The following is a 23,696-nucleotide window of genomic DNA, read 5'->3' on the forward strand; positions in this document are numbered from 1 at the left end:
TCCTGACCGGCAAGTGTATTAGGCTATTACATTAAGGCTCCTCGCAGCGCGTTAAGCGCTGCAGTCGCCGACGTGAGGTCAGCGCCGCGGCCAACAGTAGCAGAATACCCCAAGGGCCGGTTGCACCGCCACCACCGCCGCCATGGCTACCACCGTTGTCTGGTGACGGCGGCGGGTTAGGCGTTTCACCGTCGCCATCACCCTCTCCGTTGCCATCGCCGTTACCCGTGTCGGATACCGGTTTAGCCACACCGCCCGGATCGAGAATCGCGCCATTGGCAACGCCGTCGGCGTCATTCGGGCCACCATCTTCCAGAGTGAGCTGAACACACCAATGGCCTTCGGTTAACCCGCTTTGCCACTCGGTGCTGCCCGGTGGCGGGCAGTAACCCTCTGCGCCAGCGCTGGAGTAAAGCGCGTTGTTGGCATCCTCGATAAAGCTCATCCACTCGCCCGCTTGCCATTTGCGATACACAGCCTCAGCAGGGATCGCCTCAGTCAGCGGTACCACCACTTGGGCCCGAGTACCGTTTTGCAGCAACTCGACCGCCTCAAAGTCAACGTAGCCGCCCACGTTAACGTACTCATCATCGGCGGGAAGCTCGTCTTCGCCTAAGCGCGCGCCATCGGCCCCGGCGAGCGCGGCTTCACCACCAAGCAGACAACGCACACCCGGCTCACACTCCACCAAGTAACGGTTGTTGTGCGCTAAGCTGGTAATCATAATGTTGCTGGCGCGATGAGCGTCGACATAGTCGGGCAAGCCGTCGCCATCGGTATCGGCATAGCCTTCTTGTGCATCACTCACGCCATCACCGTCTTGATCCGTATCGGCAGCAAGTGTGGGCAACGAGTCAACCACAACAAAGGGTAGGCTTTTGTCGGTAACCGCGCCCGAGCCATCGGTAACACTCAGCGCCACTCGGTAGAGCCCAGCGGGTAGCAAATCAGCGCTAAAGCTGAGAGTTTCGCCGGCGCCAGCGAATGCGTCGTCAAGCTCGGCAATACCCGACCAGCTGAGCTGATACGCCTCACCTTCCGGATCATGGATCATGGCGGTGAGTTGCACCTCGCCGCCATCGCGCGCCAACAGCGAGCGGGGCTCGTCAGCTTGGCTGAGCTGCAAACTCACCATAGCCGGAACATTGCTCTCGGTAATAGTAAGCTGATGCTCGGCTTTAACACCGGGGTTAAAGGCGTACAGGCTGTCGGCCGGCTCACCCATACGATGGTCGAGCCGGATAATCAGTGTCTCGTCCGATTCGGTGTCAGCATCGGGGGCAATCATTAGCTCAACCGGGGCTTCAAGTTCACCCTCGTTAAACGTCACTTGGTTACCGGTCAAGCTGTAGTCATCGCTGCTAGCGGTACTGTCGCTGTCGATCACATAAGGTACGCTCAGCGGGTACTCTGGGGCAGGGCCATTTAACAGCACCCGGAAGCTCGCCACACTGCCCTCAGCGACGGTTTGATCACGGCTCATAGACACCAGTGGCGCAATGTCGACTTGTTGCGACTCGCGTACGGTGTTGCCCGCGCGGTCTTCGGCCCACCACTCAACGGTGTGACGTCCCGGCGCGAGGTAGAGCGTGCCGTTCTCCATGTCTTGCACCGAGATACTGCAACACTCAGCGTCGATGCGGTCGTGGGCCAACGCTTTCAGGGCGCTGTCCAGTTCCGCGTCGCTGGCGTTCTCGGCTAGGCCTAACAACTGCCGCAGGCTAATCGGCGTATACAAAGCATTGGCGCTAACGCTAACGGCTGTGGGCGGCGTTAGCATCGGCGGCATTAAGTCAAGATAATCATTGATGTCGCTGGCGTCGGTATCATCGACGCCCTCTTGGTAATCGCTGACACCGTCGCCATCACTGTCCACCGCACGGGTGACCTCAACCGAGAACGGTGCCAAGGCAACACTCTCGCGGCCGTCACTGACGGTGATGACGATATCCTCGTAGCGACCCACTTGGGCGTCACCGGCAATACCACTAAGCACACCGGTGTTGGCGTCCAGCACTAACCAGTCTGGCGCGCCCGAGGTGCTAAAGCTCAGGGGGTCGCCATCGCTGTCGGCCACAGTGGGAGCAAAGCGATACAGCTGGCCCACAGTAATGGTAGCCACTGGGGTGCCACTAATGGTGGGTACTTCGTTGGCATTGGGGTCGATCACCTCAATGCTAAACGCAGGCAGCGAGGCGCTGCTGCTGCCATCGCTGACCGACAGATTAATACCGCTGAAAGTACCCACTTGAGTGGGGGTTCCGCTCAAACGCCCGGTGCTGGTATTGAGGTTGAGCCAAGAGGGTTTACCCGTGATCGAGAAGCTTAAGGTATCGCCATCGACATCATTGACAGTCGGGACAAAACTGTAGTTGCTTCCCAGCTGAGCCGAAGCCGCCGCGCTACCACTGATGCTCGGCGCGTCGTTGACCGGGTTAACGGTGATGCTAACGGTAGCCATACCTGAGGCGTCCCCTGCGTCGTCCATCACGGTGTAACCAAAAGTGTCGGTACCGTTAAAGTCGGCACTGGGCGTGTAGGTGACAGTACCGTCGCCGTGGTTATCCACGCTGCCGTTACTGGCGGCGCTGGCAATCACGACGGTGGTAAGGTCAACCGTACCATCAATGTCGCTGTCGTTATCCAGCAGCGAGATCAACACGGAACTGTCTTCATCGGTTACGGCGCTGTCATCGCCCGCCGCAGGTAGGTCGTTGACGCTATCGATGGTTAGGGTCACTGTAGCGGTATTGGACCACTCACCTAAATCATCCATCACCCGGTAGCTAAAGCTGTCGCTGCCAAAGTAGTTCTCGCTCGGGGTGTAGGTCACCATTCCGGTGCCGGTATTGACGCTGGTGGCACCATTTGTCGGTGCGCTCACCACCTCGACGCTGGCCACATTCAGAGCGCCATCAATGTCACTGTCGTTACCCAACACATTAATATTATGCGGGGTGTCTTCCAGTAACGCGGTAACGGTATCGTTGGCGGCCACGGGCGCGTCGTTGATGCTATTAACGGTGACGCTGACAGTCGCCTCGTTAGAGGTACCGCCAAGGTTGTCATCCACTTGATAAGTAAAACTATCGGAGCCGTTAAAATCGGCGTCGGGGGTGTAGGTGATGACCCCGGTGGTACTGTTAACAACCGCTGTGCCGTTAGCACCATTGTTTACAATCGCCACTGTCGTGACATCGAGAGTGCCATCAATATCGCTGTCGTTTGCCAGCACATCAACCTCGACAGAGTCGTCTTCATCGACACTAGCGGGGTCGGCGACGGCAACGGGCACGTCGTTCACACCAATAACGCTAACCGTTACCGTCGCCGCGTTAGACACCGCGCCGCTGCTGTCTTCGATGGTATAGGTAAAGCTATCCGAGCCCGCGTAATCAGCATCCGGGGTGTAATCGATCAAACCATTATTGACCACCGCCGTACCGTTAGTAGGTGCGGTACCAAGAGCCAAGGTGGTAGTGTCAGGGCTATCGCCCGCGTCCACATCAGTATCGTTGGCCGCCACATTGATGCTAACCAACGTGTCTTCATTGGTGGCAATCACATCATTCGCAGCAACCGGGGCATCGTTAATCGGGTTAACCGTAATGGTTACCGTGGCAAGGTTAGACGCCTCCCCCCACACGTCTTCAACGGTGTAGGTGAAACTGTCTGAGCCTTCAAAGTCAGCATTAGGGGTATAAGTAATCACCCCGGTGCCGGTATTAATACTGGTACTACCGTTGGCCGGTGCTGTTCCGATCATGACACTGGCAAGGTTAAGGCCACTGTCGCTGTCAGTATCGTTACTCAATACCGAGATCGCAACATCAGTATCCTCATTGGTCGAGGTAGTATCGTTGCCGGCCACCGGTGCGCTATTGGCAACGGTAAAGTTCAGCGTGGTTTTATCGCTGATGCCGGCATAGGGGTTGCCACCGGCATCAGTAAAGGCAGCCGCGCCTATTTGTACATAGTAGCTTTTGGTGGGGGCTAAGTTGCTGGGTAGCTCAACCGTCGCGGTAGTGCTTGCCACACTTACGGCAGCGTTATTAGCGGCGAGACTGGCGACGGTGGAATCGTCAGAGGCGTCGAACACCGTAATAGCGTTGGCGCCACTGGTGCCGGCCACAATGGCTTCCGAGAAAGTAAACACCAAGTCGTCATCGTAACCGAAGTTTGTGGAGTCATCGGCCGGCTGGCTGGAAGTTAAAGACGGGGCAGCCGTATCAATCACGATATTTTTATTAGCACCTAACGAGCCCGCGGCCCCAGGCGCGGCCAAGGTTAAAGTGGCGGCGTTGCCGGCGGCGTCATTAACGGTACCGCCGTTTAAGGCAAACGCTGAGGTGCTAACGTAATCTAAATCCGTCGCGGCATCGCCTGCCTGCACGGTGTAATTAAACAACAGGGTGTTGCCGCCCGAGCCACTAACGTAATTCACCACACGATCGGTAGCACCAGTTTCTAGGGTAATGGTCGGTGTGCCGGTAACGATGACCGCTTCAGTAAAGTTTACCGACAAGGTGATGACATTGCCGACTTTATAAGAGCCATCGGCGCTAGTGGCGGTGACGCTCGACACCGTGGGAGCGAGCGTATCGACGGTATGGGCACTGCCACTGGTAAAGGCGGCAACATAACCATTATTGCCATTGCCGTTACCACTGGCGTCTACAATATTGGTGCCACTTTTAAGGTCTAACCGCAGGCTGCCTTCGCCACTGATGGTATTTACGGTAACCGTCACCGAGCTGCCACTTGCGGCCGATACGCTGGCAATGTTGCCGCTCGCGGTGCCAGTAGCAATAAGCGTGAAGTCATCCGTGCTGATATTACTGGCCACCTTATCAAAGCTCACGCTGTAACTAACCGAGCTGGCATTCGTCGCTGGCGAACCACTCGGCGTAATACTGCTGACACTCGGGGGGACATTATCCACGGCGGTTAATTGTGCGCTATTAGTTGCGGTTAACGCACCAGACGTTGCCTGTAGATTAAACGTCTCGGGGCCTACCCCACTTAAGGTGTAATTGATTTGCAGGCTGCTAAACGTAGCCGCCCCTGAAGTCGGCGTTAATGTCACTGTAGAGGCGTTGCCATCTGTATCGCCAGTTCCTATAAGGGTAATATTACCAGCCCCATTTGTCTCTGCCAGAGTAATGCCTGTACTGTAACCGGTATCCAAGTCTCCATTGGCGTCCACCGCACGCACCACAGGCACCGTGGTAAAGTTAGTCGCACTGCCAGCTGGTATAGTCAAAGGGGCAGGCTCCTCAGAAAAAACCAACCGCGTGGCCACAACATCAATGAAAAGGAAGTTAGAATTTACTTGGGATAAACTGAGGCCTCCAGCCGCATCGGTAAATTCAAAAATAATACCTTGGCCGTCATTAGGTGTTGTGGCCGTTAAGTTAGTATAGGTGGCTACGCCGGCCGAAGCGGTAACACCCGCGTCACTGTAAACCGGCCCCGGGTTAATACCGGTATAAACGGCGGTGACAACCTCATTGTAGTCCACATCAATATTGCCAAAGGCGTCTTCTGCATAAATAACCGGCTGGGTGGTAAGGGGAATCCCCGAAATAGGGCTTGAAGGTGGTGTCTGTATACTGAGCTTAGTGGCATCCACATCCCACGTACCACCGGCGCCGTTAGTCACAGGGGTGGTAGTTCCCATTTGTGTACCGGCGCCGCCAACGGTTACGTCGGTATCGCCATCGACGCTAAGCACAAACGTGCGGTCTTCAACCAAACCTGTGTTGTCGTTGTAGTAGGCGTTAATGGTGTAAGTTTCACTGGCGCCATGAGCAACCGATATTGGCAAGCCCGCGAAGGTAATCGTATCGCTACCGGGATTATAAGTACCGGTCACATCGGTGGCGTCGTTACCGTTTAAGCGCCAGGTTACCTTAGCGCGCTCGGCATCGGTTGAGGTGCCACTAACATTCACTCTAATTTCACTCACGGTCATGGCTAAGCCATCACCGCCATTGCCATCGGTTAAGGTAAAGTCAAATACATCAACCGCTTCGCCAACGGTGTCCACGGTAGAATTTAGACCTACTGGCTCAGTTACCCCTGCCGCCGCCGTTAACGTACCATCGCTATTAGCCGCTGCCGTGTCTCCAACGAACGAGTCAAGATTGATGCTGACCATGTCGGTCGATGAGACACGAACTTCATCAACGACGATACCACCAAAGCTAAGAGTTGCTTGAGTGCCAGTAGCTACCGTTTGAGCACTACCGACCAAAGCATTGTCGAGATAACCGCCAACGGTCATAAGCTCTGCAGCTGTATTATTTATAAAGAGACTGGTAAAGGTGAAGTCGGCCGCATCGGTACGAGCGATCGTAAACAGCTCCGTAGTACCTAAGTTAGCACTTCCCGACTGCAAATTAATTGAGGCGCTATTACCCTCCCCGTATTGATTTTGCCATACCATATCCCCGCCATCACCTTGAGCGGTAAAGGTATACGTAAACGAAACACCAGCCAATGAGCGGGAAAAACTTGTAGTGAGGCCAGAATCTGTATCAAAGCTGTCGTTAAAGGCAGCAGCCCAAGTGTTCTGGGTTGACAGGGTCATTATCGCCAAAAAGAGTAATTTTCCGAACAGCCTCCAGATATAAGCTACTAGATTTTTGGAAGAGTTGGTTTTTATAACTTCGATTGGCAACATGATTTTTCCCCGTAACCGTTACGCGTATTTTTGAGTTAATTTAAATAAATTGCGCAGAGCATAAACCCGCGCGCCTGAATCCGGAAAATCCGGATTCAGGCCTCGTTTTTTCTAACTTAAAGGCAAGTAAAGCATCAACTTCTCGACGGAAATATCCCTTCTAGGGCGATAATAAAATTGCTGCCCAAAAAAGGATTACGAATCGGTAAAGGTTGGCCGCCCCCTGCGTTATCAGTTTGGCCTGTAACATGCGCATCAAACGGTCTTAACGTGACATCCGCCGCATCGGTACTGTAAATAGCGCCGGCACGATTGTTCGCGGTAACAGGGCCTAAAATACTGCTAACAGTAGGCGCATCCGAAACATTGGTGCTCGAGGTTACACCGGGAATGGCAACCGCGGCCTTAAGCTGCGATGCGGTATGTGTATGCGTCGCCATATGCACTGAGGTAATCGTTACCTCCTCGACACCTCCAGCTTCACCTTGCCTGATCGCCGACAAGCCCGGGCCGCGCCCTTTACCCACCGGGCTGCGGCTCTGGTAATCGGGAAGGCCAAACGTGGTGCGACCATCGCCGCCGTATGTGGTGCCGAGCAATGAAAATAGTGCAGTATTAGAGGAAACAGGTAGTAATGTACCATCACAAAACGCCCAACCACGCGGCGCGTAATCAAAACCTACCATGCGGATCTCACCTAAAAATGGTTCACTCATATTGTTCTCCCTAACTCACGTTGTTTAGATATCGGTTTAACGGAAAGATATTATTGTTTTTTCAAGTCAGCCTTGCTGATTCTCCGCGCGCGAGTATAGAGTCATTGTTATAAACTATAACCATGGTATCGGCCACAACGAACATTACTTTAGCTTGTTATAGCACAAACAAATAAACGTTAACCCATACTCCACATATGCGCCTATTTGGCGACGATGAGCTCACCACCAGCTCAGCCTCAACAAAACAGCCCCTAAAAACAGCGTTGGCCAAAAGCAATGAGTAGGCAATATAGTATATTGCGGCCTCGTTACCGTAATCCAACACAGCTTGCACTGTGCCCTAAATTGAAAAACAACGGAATTACAGACGATTACGCAGCCAGCCAGTAGGGAAAAGGGGGAGCGGAAGATAAACCGTTATTTACCCATGACATGCCCTGTCATCTTTGACTATAAAAAACCTAACCTGCCCAGCAAGCTAATCGCATTAATTATAATACTTATTGGCGGGTTTCAGCTGAAATTCACTTTAAACCAATTTAAAGGCACTAACATAAGATGAAAAAAGCCTGATCATCTTAAAACTTTAATTGCCCTCAAAGAGCGTAGCACCCAGCTCTAAAGGTTATGATTTTCTAATTAAAGAATAACCCAATAAAAATCCATTGCCAACAATAAATAGGCGCTGCAATCACTAAGACACAAAAGGATTTCGTGCCTTACAAGCATGCAGAGCTACACCCTAGGCCCGACGACCACGCTCGACCGGATTTTCACAATATTCATATAGCTGACTTGATGCCTTGCATTACCAATGCGCTAGCGCGAAGTCGCAGATTAATCATTCTCATAAAACCACTTACGCGCTCTTTTCTTAGGCGCCATAACCTCCATCGCCGTATGCATTCAGTACTGCATTTATACTGCTATTAATAGGCAGTATAAATAGCGCGCAGCATGTAAAAATACTATTTGTATGCCGCACGCCAGACTCAAAAGCGAATTACTGCTCTTTGGTTGGGTTCGCTTTTTGCTTTATTACGTCCACGGTTGCTCTTGGTAATGGGGCCGTAAGCCCTAAAAAGACGTGGCTCACATTCAGTCCATTTGACGCATCCTGGCTGTTATGGCAACCAAAGCACCCTTTAGTTTGTTGAAATGTTTCCATTGTCGTGTTGGCAAGGGTTTTTGAGCCAGTATTGTGGGCGTAGTCATCGCCGGTTGGTATGCCTCCGTTGTTCGTCCATACGGCGCCGCTAATAAAGTAGTTTTGTCGTGGGTCGCTCGACAGCCATTTTCCCACCTGTTTATTAACGTCGCGATTCAGCGCGATAAGCTGGGTATTTTGAGAGATAGCAAAATCATCGCTTTCGCTCTGTTTATTACCCCACGGATGTATACGAGTGACATTGGTCGGCTTAATTTTCGAAGTACTTTCACTACTGACAATATCGCTCGGTTTTTGGCAACCCTTTGGCATTGGTGTATTCGTGCAACCTACAGCTTGCTCTTTAACGTCTGTAACCAATGAACCGTCTGAAAAAGTCCATTTAGCGTTAGGCTGCGGGCTTGACACTTTCTTGACAACAGGTTTTTGATTCTCAGAATCCTTCTTGTTTGTGTAATAATAATACGTTCCGTTAGGCGCATTATGTTTGTGCTCGATAGTCGCCCATATACTTTCGGGATGGCCTTTGACTGTGCCCACGATATGCATCCCTACCAACGCCAACTCTTTAACTTCTGAGGTAGTCTGCGCCCAACGGGTATCGTCCGACCGATCGTAAACCGGTACATTTAGATTCTGACGGATATAGTCCTCTTTAGAGCAAGCTGCGTTCTCATCGTGGCAAACTGTGCTCGCATCTACCCAAGAGGTTTTTACCTCTACGGCCATAGAAAGAAAATCAACAGCGGGCTCCAGCTGAGGAATCGTGAGCGCGCTAGTAGCGGCAACGTTAGAGGGGCCTGCATCTGCGCTTTCTTCTGGCGATTGAGCTAAATCAGCACTACTACAATAAAGATCATAAAGCGTTTTGGGGACGAGGCCGTCGTCCGCGTAACCATTGTGCATCGCATAATTTATGTTTCTACAGGCGTCTGTAGCTGTTGTTGGAAATTGCTTGGCAGGTTTCTTCCCGTCGGCTTTTTCCTCACGATAATCACTGTAAAAGTAGCCATAAAGTCTGTTAACGTGAATACCGTAGTAAGTCAGCGATTTGTCTTGTGAGAGCAACACACCGTTCCCCCCGGCTTGGCCGATGGACTCATCTCCCTTCGCGGTTCTGAGTTTGACTTTTAGGGTATCGCTATTGGAACTTGCTTCTGAGCCCTGTGGTAAAAGCGCCGTTTGGTCCCCTGAGAGGCGATAGAAAAACTCACTATTAAAAACAAAGGGAAGCTCAGCGCTATAGTTAGGAGCCCCGCTCGGTTTTGTGCCATCATTAATCGTAGAGGTTAACCACAAGAACATCTGCGAGCCCCATTTGTAGAAATCACAATCAGTAGGCTGCGCGTGGCTGGCATCGGGACGATCCTTTGGAAAATATGGCCCGGCAGGCGGAAAGATATAGGGCATGCCGCTATCTTTATCGAACACAGGGCCGATAGCCGAGTTAGGCGCGAATGGCGGAAGGGTTAGGGTAACCCAGTTGCTAAATTCACTTGAAGTGAGGCTGCATAGCGACGTATCGACATCACTGGGAAAGTAGGTTTGGGCTTGTAATAAAGAGGAGCTTCCCGCTGTAAGTAAAAAAGTCGCAGAGATACCAATAAAGCGTTGACTGGCTTTTATTATAGTCATGAAGATCTTTTCCTTGTTTAAGAGTAGATTCCTTGCCTCGACGACTTAGGCTCACTCAGACCCGCACGTAAAGCAATTGGCTAACAGTACCCGAAAGCAAAAAACAAATGAATTACACGCCATTACAAAGGAGAGAGACGATTTAAATAAGACCGATGAAGTTCGCGTGCCCTTTAAATTTAACCGAATAAACACAAAAAATCGGGAAATACTGTTCAGCCAATAATTAGGCAGTTGAAACAAAGCCAGAAAGAACAAAACCAACTTAAAGAATTATTGTTATAACGTTAAATAAACCGAATGGAGCTTAATCTACAGCCTTGGCCTAAAACCACCCTCTAAACAGAGGGTAGTCTCGATAAACCGGTATCGCCACAAAAATCAGCGACAAAACATAAAGGAGTCTTACTGAGCTTCGCGCAAAATAATCGCCGGCGGTGTGACCAGCGCCCGTCGGCAACTAAAAGCGCCCAGCGCGCCGACCAAGGCGGCACCGGCTAACGGCGAGATTAACCAATACCCGTAATGCGGCTGCACGGGCACCTCAAACACAAACACTTGCAGCCCCAGCAACAATACCTCGGAGGCGAGCACGGCGATGGTGCCAGCGGCCAAGCCAAGCAAACCAAACTCCACGAGTACCCCACCCAGTATTAAGCGGCGGCTGGCGCCCAAGGTGCGCAGCAAGCCCACCTCTTGTTTGCGCGCCTCAAGGCTGCCGCTTACGGCGGCCATTAGCACCAAACAACCCCCCAGTAAAACCATAATCAACACCATTTGTACGCCGTCACTCACTTGGGCGATGATGGTTTTAATCTGATTAATAATACGGTCTAACTCAATCACCACCACTGTCGGGTAATTTGTGAGTAAGGTATTAATAAAGCGTTTTTTATCGGGCGATAAATACACGCTGGTCATATACATGGGCGAGTAATCGTCCAGTGCGCCCGGCTCAAAGATAAAATAAAAGTTGGGCTGGAGTGACTCCCACTGCAACGAACGCAAGCTTGCCACTTGCGCCTCAGCTACGAGCCCGCCAATAGAAAAGGTTAGCCGGTCGCCCAGTTCGATACCTAAACGCTCGGCCACCTCCACCTCGACCGAGACGCCGGGCAAATCCGCTGACGAGCGCTGCCAGGTGTCCCACCACTGCCCTGCCACCAGCTCGTTGTTCTCGGCCATGTTGGCGCTCCAAGTGAGCTGAGCCTCGCGGTTAAGCGCATCTTGCGATTTGGGCTCGCCGTCAATCTCGCTCAGCCGCCCCCGTACCATAGGGTAGAGCTGCTCGACCGCCAGTTGATTATCGGTAAGCAACTGCTTAAACACATCCACCTCGGACGGAGCGATATTCAGTAAAAAATGATTGGGCGCATTGTCGGGCACTTTTACTTGCCACTCATCAATGAGTGAGGTGCGCACTACCGTTAAAGTTAAAAGCAGCATCATGGCGGTGGCAAACACCACCACTTGCAACACACTAGCGGCACGCCGGCGCTGAATGCTGGCCCACGCCAAACGCCAATAACTACCGGCCTGAGAACCTAATTTACGTCCTCCGATCAGCAATCCGTAAGCCAGCGCCACGGCCAACAAGGCCACCACCGCGAGTGCGGCAATCACCGTTAACGCCAAAATAAGGTTGCGACTAAACACCGCAATTAAAACAACCAACACAGCACTAGCGGCCAACACTTGCCAGACAACCGCGCTGGTTTTTACCTCTAACTCCGAGCGCAATACTTTGACCGGCGGCACCGTGGGCAAAAACCACAAAGCCGGCAAGGCAAAGCCCAACAGCGCTAACGGGCCGCTGGCAAAGCTCAGTAAATAACTAGCAATACCGGCCGGAGCCATCGCCACTTGATACAGGCGCACTACCGCCTCGGCAACCAGCGCTTGCAAAACACCGCCCAACAACAACCCGATTAACGAGGCCACAAGAGACAGCACCACTAGTTGAGCTACATACAAATAACGTATCTGGCCGCTTGACGAGCCTAAGCTTTTTAGCAACGCGACTGGTGCGATGTGCCGCTCGGCAAACTGCCGCGCCGCTAACGCAATAGCGACGCCCGCTAACAACACCCCCATAATAGCCGCCAACACCAAAAAGCGCCGCCCGGTTTGCAGCGTCCCCTGCAGGCGGCGTTGAGCATTTTCGATGTCCATCACCTCTTCGTGCTCGGACAGTTCGGGCTCAAGCCAATCCATAAAACCGCTCAGCTGCGCCGGGGCGGCAGCCAATAACCATTGGTACTCGACCCGGCTGCCGGGCTGAATCACCTGTGTACTGGCAAGATCGGCCCAGTTCATCATGACCCGCGCGCCCATCAAGCTAAACGGCCCACTGCCGTCGGGCTCATCAATAATCACGTGGGTGGCTTGCAACGAGCGCTCGCCCACTTGCAACGTATCGCCTAGCTCAATGCCCAGCAGGGGTAGCAAACGCGAATCGACCCAAACCTCACCGGCGGCGGGCACACCAGTGGCGCGCTCAATATTGCGGCTGACAACAGCAAAGGCGGTGCCGCTGACGTCGATGTAACCGCGCAGGGGGTAGTTCGGCTCGACCGCTTTAATCGAGGCCAAATGCATTTCATCACCAGCAAACACCATGGAGGCAAAATGTGCGACACGGGTTTGCTGTATATCATCCGCTGTTGCCTGTGCCTGCCATGCAGGTTGCGGCAACTGGTTACTGGCGACAATTTTATCGGCCCCCAGCAGTGAATTGCTTTGCTCTAATAAAGTCGACTCCAAGCGATCGGTAAAAATGGCGATGGTACTGACCACCGCCACCGATAACATAATAGCCGTTGCCAATAATTTAATTTCACCGGCGCGCCAATTGCGCCACAACAACCGCAGAGCTAACACGATGCCACCTCTGTATCGGCGGTATTCACCAGCTTGCCACTGGCCATTTGTATATGGCGTTGGCAGCGCTCGGCCAGGCGTTGCTCATGGGTAATTAACACCAAGGTGGTGCCCGCATCAGCGTTTAAACCAAACAGTAAATCGTTGATGGTTTGGCCGGTGGCACTGTCGAGGTTGCCGGTTGGTTCATCGGCAAATAAAATCTCAGGCTCGCAGGCAAAGGCCCGCGCGATCGCTACCCGCTGCTGCTCGCCGCCCGACAGTTGCGGTGGGTAATGCCCCAAGCGCTCCGCCAAACCAACCCGCTTAAGGTATTCACGAGCCGACGCCTCGGCGCCCTTTTGGCCGCGCAACTCTAATGGCAACATGACGTTTTCAAGCGCGGTTAGCCCCGGCAATAGCTGAAACGACTGAAACACAAAACCCACATGGCGCGCGCGCACGGCGGCGCGGCCCTCTTCATCCAGCGCCGGCAAATTATTACCCGCTAAGGTCACCACGCCGGCACTCGGCACATCTAAGCCGGCCAACAACCCCAGCAAAGTAGACTTGCCCGAGCCCGAGGCACCGGTAATGGCCAGCGACTCGCCGGGGGCTACCGCGAGGGAGATATCCTGTAAAATCGTCAACTCGCCGGCCGCCGTAGTCACGGTTTTGCTTAACCCTTGGGCGCTGATAATGTCTCGCATAGATTGTTCTCTTGGTAAGAATGAGTCGACGTTTATTGTCCGGCCTCTGGCAAACGAAAAGCCATAAAAGCACCGGCTACTCCCGCCAACGATAGCCCTAAAATAGCCACACCATAGCCAAACGCACTGGCCAATGCGCCACTGGCGCCCATTAACAACAGCACTAAGCCAATCACGCTGTTACTCACGGCCACGTAGTCGGTACGGCGGTTGCCCTCGGCCAGATCAACCACATAGGTTTTACGCCCCACACGAACGCCTTGATGGGAGATAGTCAGTAAAAAGTAAAGCAGCGGCAGAGTAAACAACTGCGATAACCCGATGTTGCTATAGTCTAACGCAAACACCACCAGCCCCAGCGCCGCGCTCATACTAGCGGCAAACATCATAACCCGGCGGCTCGATACATCGGCAAAACGCCCCCAAAAAGGCGCCGACAACAAACTTGCCAAACCGCTGGCCAGCATAAAAAACCCCAACAAACTGCTTTGGGCCCCGAGGTACTGCTGGGCGAGAGCGACGTAATAAGGCGCCGTTAAGGCCGAACACAACAGCAGTGCGCGAGTGATGACAAAGCGCCGAAACGGCGCATCACGGGTTAAAATCGACAGCCGCTGCCAGGCCTCGGTTAGGGCGTTAGCGCCACCGCTGACTTCACCCGGGTACTCTTTAATCCCCATAAAACACAGCGCCGCTAGCGGCCAAAACACACCGGCCAGCAACAGTAATACCGTAGCCGCGCCCAATACGTTATCGGCTGGCTGATACACAATAACGCCGGTAGCCAGCGCCACAGTAACCAAGCCCGCCGCGCTGGCCGACCAACCGGTCACCCTGCCGCGACGGGTTTTGGGGATGGTTTTACCCAGTACATCTTTAGCTGCGACAGACGATAACCCCCGCGCCAAAGAAAACAGCACCAGCAGCCCAACAATACTAAAACCGGCCAAGGCGCCGCTTAACAGCATGGCCACTGCGGCCATGCCCAGCACACATAAGCCTTGCACTAGCGCGCCTAACGACCAGGCGTATTTACGAATCGGCAAACGCCTAATGTAACTGGCCAAAACCAACTGTGGCAGTAAAGAGCCCGACTCGCGGATCGGCACCAAAAAACCCAACAAATAGGCCGGTGCACTTAGCGACTCAAGCACCCAGGGCAATACAATTTTGGGGTTGGCGCAGGCGTCGCCCAGCTTTGACAAAAAGTGGCTGACAATAAGGCGAAAGAAGTTACCCGGCACTTGTTGGCAGGCCTCGGGGGCAATGGCGGTGCATACCCGAGCGTCCTCTTCATTGACTAACTTGTCGTACAGCACTTGTGTTGTTGATGATTGTTGCAAGCCAACCTCCCGATCATTACCTGGCAGAATACACGGTTCCCGTAATCTGCGACACGGCGGAATAATTGCCAGCGTTTACCCGCTGCGGTAGGCTTAGCGGCTGTACCCGACCCACCGATCAGGCAGTTTATCTATGCGCGCCACCGCTGTATTGCGTTTATTTCGCCAAGTGTTAGCCATCGGCCTGCTGCTATTTAGCGGCGTTTGTGCCCAAGCGCAGACAACACCCACTATTATAATACTGGGCGATAGCTTAAGTGCCGGCTACGGAATAGATTTAAAAGCGGGCTGGGTACAGCTATTGCGCGAGCGGATGGCGGCCGATAAGGCCACCTCGCACTATCAAATCATCAATGCGAGCGTCAGTGGCGAAACCACTCAGGGCGCTTTGGCGCGGCTGGATAAACTGTTGGCGACTCACCAACCGCAGATCGTTATTGTCGAGCTGGGCGGCAACGATGGCCTGCGCGGCCAGCCTGTTAAGCTGATGCGCCAAAACCTAGCCGAGATTATAAAAAAGTCGCAAGCCGCTAGCGCCAAAGTGTTGTTGGCGGGCATGCAAATACCACCCAATTACGGTACGCGCTACACCCAAATGTTTAGCGACACCTACCCGGCACTGGCCAAGCGATTTGACGTTGCGCTAGTACCGTTTTTTTTGCAAGACGTGGCCCTTAACCCAGCGTTAATGCAGGGCGATGATATTCACCCAAACGCCGAGGCGCAGCCCACCTTACTTGAGAATGTATGGCCGGTTTTACAGCCGATACTCTAACCCGGCGCGATTAATTTAACGGCTCAATATAATCCAGCAACAGTTGCAGCGATTGACGGCCACGGTATTCATTCACATCCAGTTTAAAGGCGGCCCGCACATGGGTGGTGGCTGAGCTGGGCCAAACCTCTAAGTCGACATTAAAGGCAATGGCATCAATCACCGCCTGATCGTTTGCCTCCGGTGCCAGCACCAGCTTTAAATGTTTTTCACCAACGATGCGCTGCTGTACCAGTTTAAACTCGCCGTCAAACAAAGGCTCGGGAAAGTGCTGCCCCCAGGGGCCGGCGGCGCGCAACTGCTGCGCCAGCGCCAAATCAAACTCGGTCTCACTTAAGGTGCCGTCGCTAAGCACCACCGCTTGCAAGTCATCGTCGTTTAACTGGCGCCGCACCTCGGCATCAAAGGCGTTGGCAAACGCGGTAAAATCTTCTTTGGCAAGGCTCATGCCCGCCGCCATGGCGTGACCACCAAACTTATGCAACAGCTCTGGGTGGCGCGCGGCTACGGCATCCAGCGCATCGCGAATATGCAAGCCGGGTATCGAGCGCGCCGAGCCTTTAATACTGGCGCCATCGTCGGCATCGGCAAAGACAATCACCGGCCGGTGGTGGCGATCTTTAATACGCGAAGCGAGAATACCGATAACCCCTTGGTGCCAACGGGCATCGTATAAACACAAACCCCACGGCAGCTCGCCGCCCTCGTCCACATCTAAACCGTCCAGCATTTGCAGTGCCTCACGCTGCATACCGCTCTCGATGGCTTTGCGGTCGCGGTTAAAATCATCCAACGCCACCGCCAACTCCCGTGCGGCCATTAAATCGTCACTCAACAAGCACTGAATGCCGATACTCATATCATCGAGCCGGCCGGCGGCGTTTAAACGCGGCCCCAAAGCAAAGCCTAAGTCGGCCGCCACTAAACGCTCGCGGCCACGGCCGGCCACCTCAAGCAGCGCTAAAATACCGGGCCGGGCAGCGCCGGCGCGAATGCGCTGCAAACCTTGCTCGACTAAAATACGATTGTTGTGGTCCAGCGGCACCACATCGGCCACCGTACCCAGTGCGACTAGATCTAAGTACTGCGCCATATTGGGCTCTTTGATGCCCGCTTCGGCAAACCAACCAATACTACTCAACTCGCGCCGCAGGGCATTCAGCACATAAAAAATCACCCCGACGCCAGCCAAATTTTTACTGGGGAAGTCGCAGCCCGGCTGATTGGGATTAACAATCGCCTCGGCCGTTGGCAACTCGGCACCGGGCAAATGGTGGTCGGTAACCAACACCGCAATACCCAGCGCTTGCGCGGCAATAACGCCCTCGACGCTGGAGATCCCATTATCCACCGTGACAATTAAGTCCGGCTCGCGCTCGGCCGCTACCGCGACAATCTCGGGCGTTAAACCATAACCGTACTCAAACCGGTTGGGCACTAAAAAATCAACCTGATGAGCCCCCATCGCTTTTAGCGCCAACACCGCTAAAGCCGAGCTGGTGGCACCGTCGCAGTCAAAATCGCCGACAATTAAAATACGCGCATCGGCCACCACGGCATCGGCCAACAAGCTGGCGGCCTCGGGCAGGCCTTTCATGGTGGGCTTGAGTAGCTCTTTTAGCGTTAGCGCCAATTCGCGCTCATCGCGTACACCGCGGGCGCTGTATATTCGCCTCAGCAGTGCCGGTAGCTGGTCGCTGTTAAATTCAGCCTGTGCGGTACGTTGTTTAATCAATTTTTTCACAGAGATCTCAACTCCAGTTTCTGCAAGGCGCCATTGTAAGGTCGTGCCCAAGGTATTACTACCGTGGTTTAGCTCGCGCCGCAAAGGTGGCGGTCGGCACAAAAGCCGCCAACCTCATTACCTTGTTGCAAATTCAAACCAGCGCCTATACTGTATATAAATACAGCTATTGTTAGGATTTACCCAGATGCCCTCTCTCGACGAGTTATTACAACAGCGCACCGTATACCGGGGGCGCCAGTTAGCCCCTCCGGCACCCGTGCGCCCGTCGGGTTTTGCCCCCCTAGATCGCGTGCTGGGTGGCGGGCTTCCCGCTGTGGGGGTTAATCGCCTGCAAAGCCCCACAGGCATTGGCGAACTGCGCTTATTACTGCCCTATTTATTGGCCGGGCCTACCCAGGGCAAGCTACTGGTTTTTATTAACCCACCAGGGCGCCCCTACCCAGACTTTTGGTATAACGCCGGGGTTGATTTGAATGACGTACAAGTACTCCACACCACTGACACCAAGCAGGCCCTGTGGAGCGCCGAACAGTGCCTGCAAAGTGGTTGCTGCTTATCGGTGCTCCTGTGGCAAAACAACCTTGAGGTTAGTCAGCTCAAGCGATTGCAGTTAGCCGCTATTGAGGGGGGCGCCAGTTTATGGTGGCTACAACCACCCAGACGTGAAAACATCTCTTTGCCGCTTCATTTAAGCCTGCTGCTACAGGCCTCCAGCATTGGCATACAAGCCACAATAACCAAACGCAAAGGCGGTTGGGCCACCGCCCCGATCACCCTAGACTGGCGCGAGCGCTGGCCCGAACAAACCATTGCTCCACTGCCCGCCAATGTCCGTCCGCTGCGCTCCAAGCGGCGGCGGGCGTAAGCTACGGGTATTGCGCCATGTTGTGGCTTTACTTGCACTTTCCGGCCCTGCAGCTGGACAGCCTGCCCGCCACCGGGCAACCGCGGGCAATCGCCTGCAACCGCAGGCATGTGCTAGTGCAAATAAATCGGGCCGCTCAGGCAGAGGGTTTACAGCTCGACATGGGGCTGGGGCTTGCCAGCTCTTTGTGCCGGAACTTAGAGGTGCACCCATACCAAGACGACTTTGCCCCGCGCCGCCTACAAGAACTCGCCCAGCGGCTGTATTTGGTATCGGCCGATATTATGCTGTTTAACCCCGATGGTTTACTGCTAAAAGCCAGCCCTATGCTGCGCTATTACCACGGCCTCAAGCACTACTGGGCAAGCTTGCAGCACGAGCTGTTGGGCGAACAAGTACAAGCTTGTGGCGCCACTGACACCCAACCTCTGGCCGCGCGAGCGCTAGCCCGTGCGGGTATAGAGTGTATCGGCGGCGACCGACAACCGCCACGCTGGCACGCACTAGCGCTGGCACACAGCGACTTACCCGGCAAAGCGATTAATCAATTGCAGCGCATTGGTGTCTCGAATTTGGGCGAGCTTGTCCGTTTACCGCTTACCGAGTTGGCCGACCGGCTGGATAAAACCAGTATTGATTACGTGCAAAAGCTTACCGGCCGCAAGGTCTACCCCACCCGTTTTTTTACCCCCGCAGCACGCTTTACACGCTACCGCGAGCTTGAGTGTGAGGCCGACACCACGGCACCACTAATGGCACCTTTAGCGCGCTGCCTAAACGCACTGGAGGATTTTTTACAAACTCGCGATCACGTCACCGCCGCACTAACCCTCCAGCTACTGCGGCGTGACCGCCCCGCCATCCACCTCAAGATTAACGCGGCCCAAGGTGAGCGACGGGCACACACCTGGCAGCAGCTAATCGAGCTCAAGCTGGCATCCCTAACCCTTGATGCACCGGTTTACGCCTTTCGCATAAGTGCGGCGCAAAGCTACCCGCGGGCAAAGCTAGTAGAGGATTTATTTAACGCCCAGACCGGTCAGTTAGAGCGCGCCGAACTGTTGAGTTTATTAGAGGCCAAGCTCGGCCCTGACGCACTGTTACAACCGTCTTTAAACAATGATCATCGCCCCGAGCAACGCGCCAGTTGTGCCGGCAATCGGCTAACCGGCCACTCTGGCACGCCGATGCAACAGCGGCCCAGTTTATTGCTGGACACCCCCAAGGCCACCGCCGAGCCTTTAAGTATTATTCACGGCCCCGAGCGCATCACCACAGGCTGGTGGGACCAGGCACCAGTGATGCGCGATTATTATATCGCCCGCAACCGCGCCGGCTGCTGGTTGTGGGTATATCGGCCACTGCAGCGCAGCGGCTCAGATCGCAACTGGTACATTCACGGCTACTTTAGTTAACGTGCCCCGCTATGCACTACGCCGAGCTGTTTTGCCAAAGTAATTTTTCGTTTTTACAGGGCGCCTCGCACCCCGAGGAGCTTATCCTGCGCGCCTGCGAGTTGGGCTACCGAGCGCTGGCCATTACCGATGAGTGTTCGGTGGCTGGGGTCGTCAAGGCCTACACCGTTATTAAAGAGCACAAATTGCCTATTAAGCTGATCGTGGGCAGCTACTTAAAAGTGGACAATGGTTTAAGCCTCGTTGCTCTGTGCAACAACCGCAACGCCTACGCCGAACTGTGCCGTATTATTACCAACGCCCGCCGACGTGCCGAGAAAAACCACTACACATTAACCCAGTGGGACATCGCCTCGTTAAAGCACTGCTTACTTATATGGCTACCCGGCCATAACCCGGCGGATAAAGAACACGCGTTGTGGCTCGCCAAATATCACCGAGAGCGCCTGTGGTTAGGTGTACAGCGCCACCTCACCAATAACGAATCACACAGAACCGCACACACCGAACAACTGGCCAGGCAACACCAACTGCCACTGGTAGCTTGCGGTGGTGTGTTAATGCACCACTGCGAGCGACTGGCACTGCACCAAGTACTAAGTGCCCGGCGTTTGGGTGCTCAGGTTGCCGATGCGGGCAGCGTTTTACCCAGCAATGCCGAGCGCAGTTTGCGCAGCATCGACAAACTCTACCGCTTGTTTAACCCGCGCTGGATGCAAGAGACACTACACATAGCAGAGCGCTGCCAATTTGATTTGGGCACTCTGCAATACGAGTACCCCACCGAGGTCGTCCCCGTCGGCCACACCCCCATGAGCTATCTGCGACAACGGGTAACAGAGGGCTGCGGTAAGCGCTTTGGCGATACGGTGCCCGAGCACATTCGCCCGCTGATCGACAAAGAGCTCAGGTTGATTGAAGAAATGGGCTACGCACACTTTTTTCTGACCATTGATGACATCGCCCGCTTTGCCCGCAGCCAAAATATTTTGTATCAAGGCCGTGGTTCATCGGCCAACTCGGTGGTGTGTTACTGCCTAGAAATAACCGCCGTTGACCCGCGCAATATTCAGGTATTGTTTGAGCGGTTTATCTCTAAAGAGCGTAACGAGCCGCCGGACATTGACGTCGATTTCGAGCACGAAAGGCGCGAAGAGGTTATTCAGTACATTTACCAAAAGTACGGCCGCGAGCGCGCCGCACTGGCCGCCACTGTGATCAGCTACCGCTTTAAAAGCGCGGTGCGCGAGGTAGGCAAAGCACTCGGCTTTAGCGATGTGCAGCTGGACTTTTTTATTAAAAACGTCAACCGACGCGACCAACACACGCCGTGGCAAACACAGTTGTGCGACCTTGGCTTAGACCCGAACTCTCACACCGGGCGCTATTTTTTTACTCTGGTAGAAACCCTGATCGGGTTTCCCCGGCATTTGTCGCAACACGTGGGCGGGTTTGTTATCTCCAGCGGCCCCTTGTATGAATTAGTACCCGTCGAAAATGCTGCCATGGCCGAGCGCACCGTCATCCAATGGGATAAAGATGACCTTGAGAGTTTGGGGCTGCTTAAAGTGGATGTGCTTGCCCTTGGCATGCTCAGCGCGATTCGCAAATGCCTGGATTTAGTCCACAGCCATTACGGCAAACGCCATGAGCTTTATGATATTACCGCCCACATGGACGACCCTGCGGTATATCGGGACATTCAAAACGCCGATACGATAGGTATTTTCCAAATCGAGTCGCGCGCCCAAATGTCGATGCTGCCGCGGCTAAAGCCCGCCTGTTACTACGACTTAGTCATCCAGATTGCCATTGTCCGGCCCGGCCCGATTCAGGGTGGTATGGTGCACCCATACCTAAAACGCCGCGATGGTTTAGAGGCGGTAGAGTATCCCTCTGCCGATGTAAAAACAGTGCTCGCGCGCACCCTGGGCGTACCTATTTTTCAGGAGCAAGTGATTCAGCTGGCCATGTTGGCCGCCGGCTTTACCGGCGGCGAGGCCGACCAATTGCGTCGCGCCATGGCCAGCTGGAAAAAAACCGGGCAGCTTTTGAAGTTTAAAGATAAGTTGATTAACGGCATGCTTGAGCGCGGTTACCAGCAGGAGTTTGCCGAGCGATTATTTGAACAAATTTGTGGCTTTGGTGAATACGGCTTTCCCGAGTCCCACTCGGCAAGCTTTGCGTTATTGGCTTACGCTTCGGCCTGGCTCAGGCACTACTACCCCACCGCCTTTTACACCGCGCTGCTCAACAGCCAACCCATGGGATTTTATTCGCCATCACAACTGGTACAAGACGCTGTGCGCCGCGGCGAAGAGGTTTTGCCCGTGTGTGTTAACCACTCCTTTTACCACCACTGCCTGGAGCCTAACAGCACCGGCTGGGCCATTCGTTTAGGTTTACGCCAAGTAAAAGGATTAAACCAAAGCGCCGCCGCTCAGTTAATCGCCAAACGCGGCGCGGGCTTTAGCCAATTGACTGAGCTAAAGCAACTCGAGCTAGGCAGCGGCACTCTAGAAGCGCTGGCCAGCGCCGATGCGTTGCGTGCGCTGGCCGGTCATCGCTACCAAGCTCGCTGGCAACTGATGCAACAACAGCAAGATTTAGTCACTCAAGGTAAGCCCACCAGCCAATACCTTAACGAGCTAAAAAAACCCACAGAAGTACAAAACCTGTTTGAAGATTACACTAGCGTCGGGCTCAGCTTAAGCCATCATCCCATCGAGCTATTGCAAAGCAATGGCCAGCTGCCCGCCTTTACCCTCGCCCGCGACTTAATCCACAAGCACCACCAATCTTTGGTCACCGTCATTGGGGTCGTCACTGGCCGCCAAAGTCCGGGCACCGCAACCGGCGTTACCTTTGTCACCCTTGAAGATCACACCGGCAATGTAAACGTAGTCGTGTGGGCGGCCACCGCTCAAGCACAGAAACGAGCTTTTTTAAGCTCGCGGATTTTAAAAATTAACGGTATTGTTGAGCGCGAAGGGCGGGTAATACATGTCATTGCAGGAAAGCTCACCGATTTAAGCTCTTTACTCAGTGAGCTGAACGCACCATCTAGAGACTTTCATTGACGCAGTATTAACCAGTGCACGGCCAGCAAGCCTTCATCGGCCGTAAAAATGGATGAACAGCGCACACATCCAACACGCGAACTGCTGCGTACTATAAGCAGCCAACTATAAACCATGGAGATCGGCATGCGCCTTTCCGCACCCTGCCAAGGGATCAATTTTCGCACCAAAGACGTTCACGGCAAGCCGTTCCAACTCAGTGACTACAAGGGAAAGCGGGTCATGCTGTCGTTTTTTCGCGATGCCGGCTGTCCATTTTGCAACCTCCGGGTGTATGAGCTAACCCACAAATACAAACACTGGCAAGATCAAAACCTTGAAGTTATCGCCGTATTCAGCGACACGTCTGCGCAAGTGCGCCGCTACGTCGCTAAACATCCGCGCCCTTTTACCATGCTCGCCGACCCTAAGTTGCAGCTGTATAACCGCTACGGTATCGAGCACTCAGGCTCAGCATTACTAAAGGCCCTGCTCTTTAAGTTTCCGCGCATTGTAAAAGGCATTTTCAAAGGTGGCCGCCCCAGCAACAACCCTCACGTAAAAATTGTCCCGGCCGATTTTTTGTTAACCGAAGATGGCCGTGTCGCAAAGGTATGGTATGGCCGCGACACCAGTGATCATATTCCACTGACCGAGGTACAAAGGTTTATCGATGAGGGCCGGTTAACACCATCGGTCAGCCGCGCCAGTTAACG

12 protein-coding genes are annotated in these 23,696 nt (G+C 53.9%); 5 read left to right on the plus strand and 7 right to left on the minus strand.

Features of this window, described 5'->3' with window-relative positions; translation table 11 throughout:
• Positions 1-31 precede the first annotated feature (31 nt).
• From ACGHAD_RS12555 to ACGHAD_RS12580, 6 genes are all read right to left on the minus strand, one after another.
• A complete protein-coding gene (locus tag ACGHAD_RS12555) occupies positions 32-6,592 on the minus strand; it encodes a tandem-95 repeat protein (RefSeq protein WP_382418466.1) in 6,561 nt (2,186 codons plus the stop codon).
• Positions 6,593-6,819: 227 nt separating this feature from the next.
• Positions 6,820-7,401 (minus strand): phage tail protein, encoded by a 582-nt coding sequence (locus ACGHAD_RS12560; protein WP_382418465.1) that lies wholly within the window; start codon positions 7,399-7,401, stop codon positions 6,820-6,822.
• A gap of 1,006 nt (positions 7,402-8,407) precedes the next feature.
• Positions 8,408-10,207: a hypothetical protein gene (locus ACGHAD_RS12565; RefSeq protein WP_382418463.1), complete on the minus strand. Its 1,800-nt coding sequence runs from the start codon at positions 10,205-10,207 to the stop codon at positions 8,408-8,410.
• A gap of 405 nt (positions 10,208-10,612) precedes the next feature.
• On the minus strand, positions 10,613-13,087 hold the full coding sequence (locus tag ACGHAD_RS12570; protein WP_382418461.1) for an ABC transporter permease: 2,475 nt from the start codon (positions 13,085-13,087) through the stop codon (positions 10,613-10,615).
• Entirely contained in the window at positions 13,081-13,776 is a 696-nt protein-coding gene (locus ACGHAD_RS12575; protein ID WP_382418459.1) for an ABC transporter ATP-binding protein, read from the minus strand. Before ACGHAD_RS12575 ends, ACGHAD_RS12570 begins: the two co-directional genes overlap by 7 nt.
• Before the next feature lie 32 nt (positions 13,777-13,808).
• Complete coding sequence (locus ACGHAD_RS12580) at positions 13,809-15,119, minus strand: MFS transporter (protein WP_382418457.1); 1,311 nt, start codon at positions 15,117-15,119, stop codon at positions 13,809-13,811.
• 133 nt (positions 15,120-15,252) lie between these two features.
• Between ACGHAD_RS12580 and ACGHAD_RS12585 the strand changes: the two genes are divergently transcribed.
• Positions 15,253-15,894 carry an arylesterase gene (locus ACGHAD_RS12585; RefSeq protein ID WP_382418455.1) on the plus strand — a complete coding sequence of 214 codons (642 nt, stop codon included), beginning with the start codon at positions 15,253-15,255 and terminating at the stop codon, positions 15,892-15,894.
• 10 nt (positions 15,895-15,904) lie between these two features.
• On the opposite strand, the gene recJ is transcribed toward ACGHAD_RS12585, so the two are convergent.
• Positions 15,905-17,638 (minus strand): single-stranded-DNA-specific exonuclease RecJ, encoded by a 1,734-nt coding sequence (gene recJ / locus ACGHAD_RS12590; RefSeq protein ID WP_382418453.1) that lies wholly within the window; start codon positions 17,636-17,638, stop codon positions 15,905-15,907.
• A gap of 187 nt (positions 17,639-17,825) precedes the next feature.
• Here recJ and imuA point away from each other — a divergent pair, with 187 nt between their 5' ends.
• From imuA to ACGHAD_RS12610, 4 genes are all read left to right on the plus strand, one after another.
• The gene (gene imuA / locus ACGHAD_RS12595) at positions 17,826-18,506 is read left to right on the plus strand and encodes a translesion DNA synthesis-associated protein ImuA (RefSeq protein WP_382418451.1); all 681 of its coding nucleotides are present in this window, start codon (positions 17,826-17,828) and stop codon (positions 18,504-18,506) included.
• A 17-nt stretch (positions 18,507-18,523) separates the two neighbouring features.
• Positions 18,524-19,921: a Y-family DNA polymerase gene (locus ACGHAD_RS12600; RefSeq protein WP_382418449.1), complete on the plus strand. Its 1,398-nt coding sequence runs from the start codon at positions 18,524-18,526 to the stop codon at positions 19,919-19,921.
• A gap of 11 nt (positions 19,922-19,932) precedes the next feature.
• Positions 19,933-23,001, plus strand: coding sequence for an error-prone DNA polymerase (locus ACGHAD_RS12605; protein WP_382418447.1), 3,069 nt, complete (start codon positions 19,933-19,935; stop codon positions 22,999-23,001).
• 126 nt (positions 23,002-23,127) lie between these two features.
• On the plus strand, positions 23,128-23,694 hold the full coding sequence (locus ACGHAD_RS12610; RefSeq protein WP_339617312.1) for a peroxiredoxin family protein: 567 nt from the start codon (positions 23,128-23,130) through the stop codon (positions 23,692-23,694).
• Positions 23,695-23,696: the final 2 nt, after the last annotated feature.

Source organism: Gilvimarinus japonicus (genome assembly GCF_042847215.1).
GTDB lineage: Bacteria > Pseudomonadota > Gammaproteobacteria > Pseudomonadales > Cellvibrionaceae > Gilvimarinus > Gilvimarinus japonicus.

Excerpts from the sequence above, each read along its gene's own strand:
- ACGHAD_RS12555 (WP_382418466.1), bottom strand. The coding sequence starts at position 6,592 with ATGACCCTGTCAACCCAGAACACTTGGGCTGCTGCCTTTAACGACAGC.
- ACGHAD_RS12560 (WP_382418465.1), bottom strand. The coding sequence starts at position 7,401 with ATGAGTGAACCATTTTTAGGTGAGATCCGCATGGTAGGTTTTGATTAC.
- ACGHAD_RS12565 (WP_382418463.1), bottom strand. The coding sequence starts at position 10,207 with ATGACTATAATAAAAGCCAGTCAACGCTTTATTGGTATCTCTGCGACT.
- ACGHAD_RS12575 (WP_382418459.1), bottom strand. The coding sequence starts at position 13,776 with ATGCGAGACATTATCAGCGCCCAAGGGTTAAGCAAAACCGTGACTACG.
- ACGHAD_RS12585 (WP_382418455.1), top strand. The coding sequence starts at position 15,253 with ATGCGCGCCACCGCTGTATTGCGTTTATTTCGCCAAGTGTTAGCCATC.
- imuA (WP_382418451.1), top strand. The coding sequence starts at position 17,826 with ATGCCCTCTCTCGACGAGTTATTACAACAGCGCACCGTATACCGGGGG.
- ACGHAD_RS12600 (WP_382418449.1), top strand. The coding sequence starts at position 18,524 with ATGTTGTGGCTTTACTTGCACTTTCCGGCCCTGCAGCTGGACAGCCTG.
- ACGHAD_RS12605 (WP_382418447.1), top strand. The coding sequence starts at position 19,933 with ATGCACTACGCCGAGCTGTTTTGCCAAAGTAATTTTTCGTTTTTACAG.
- ACGHAD_RS12610 (WP_339617312.1), top strand. The coding sequence starts at position 23,128 with ATGCGCCTTTCCGCACCCTGCCAAGGGATCAATTTTCGCACCAAAGAC.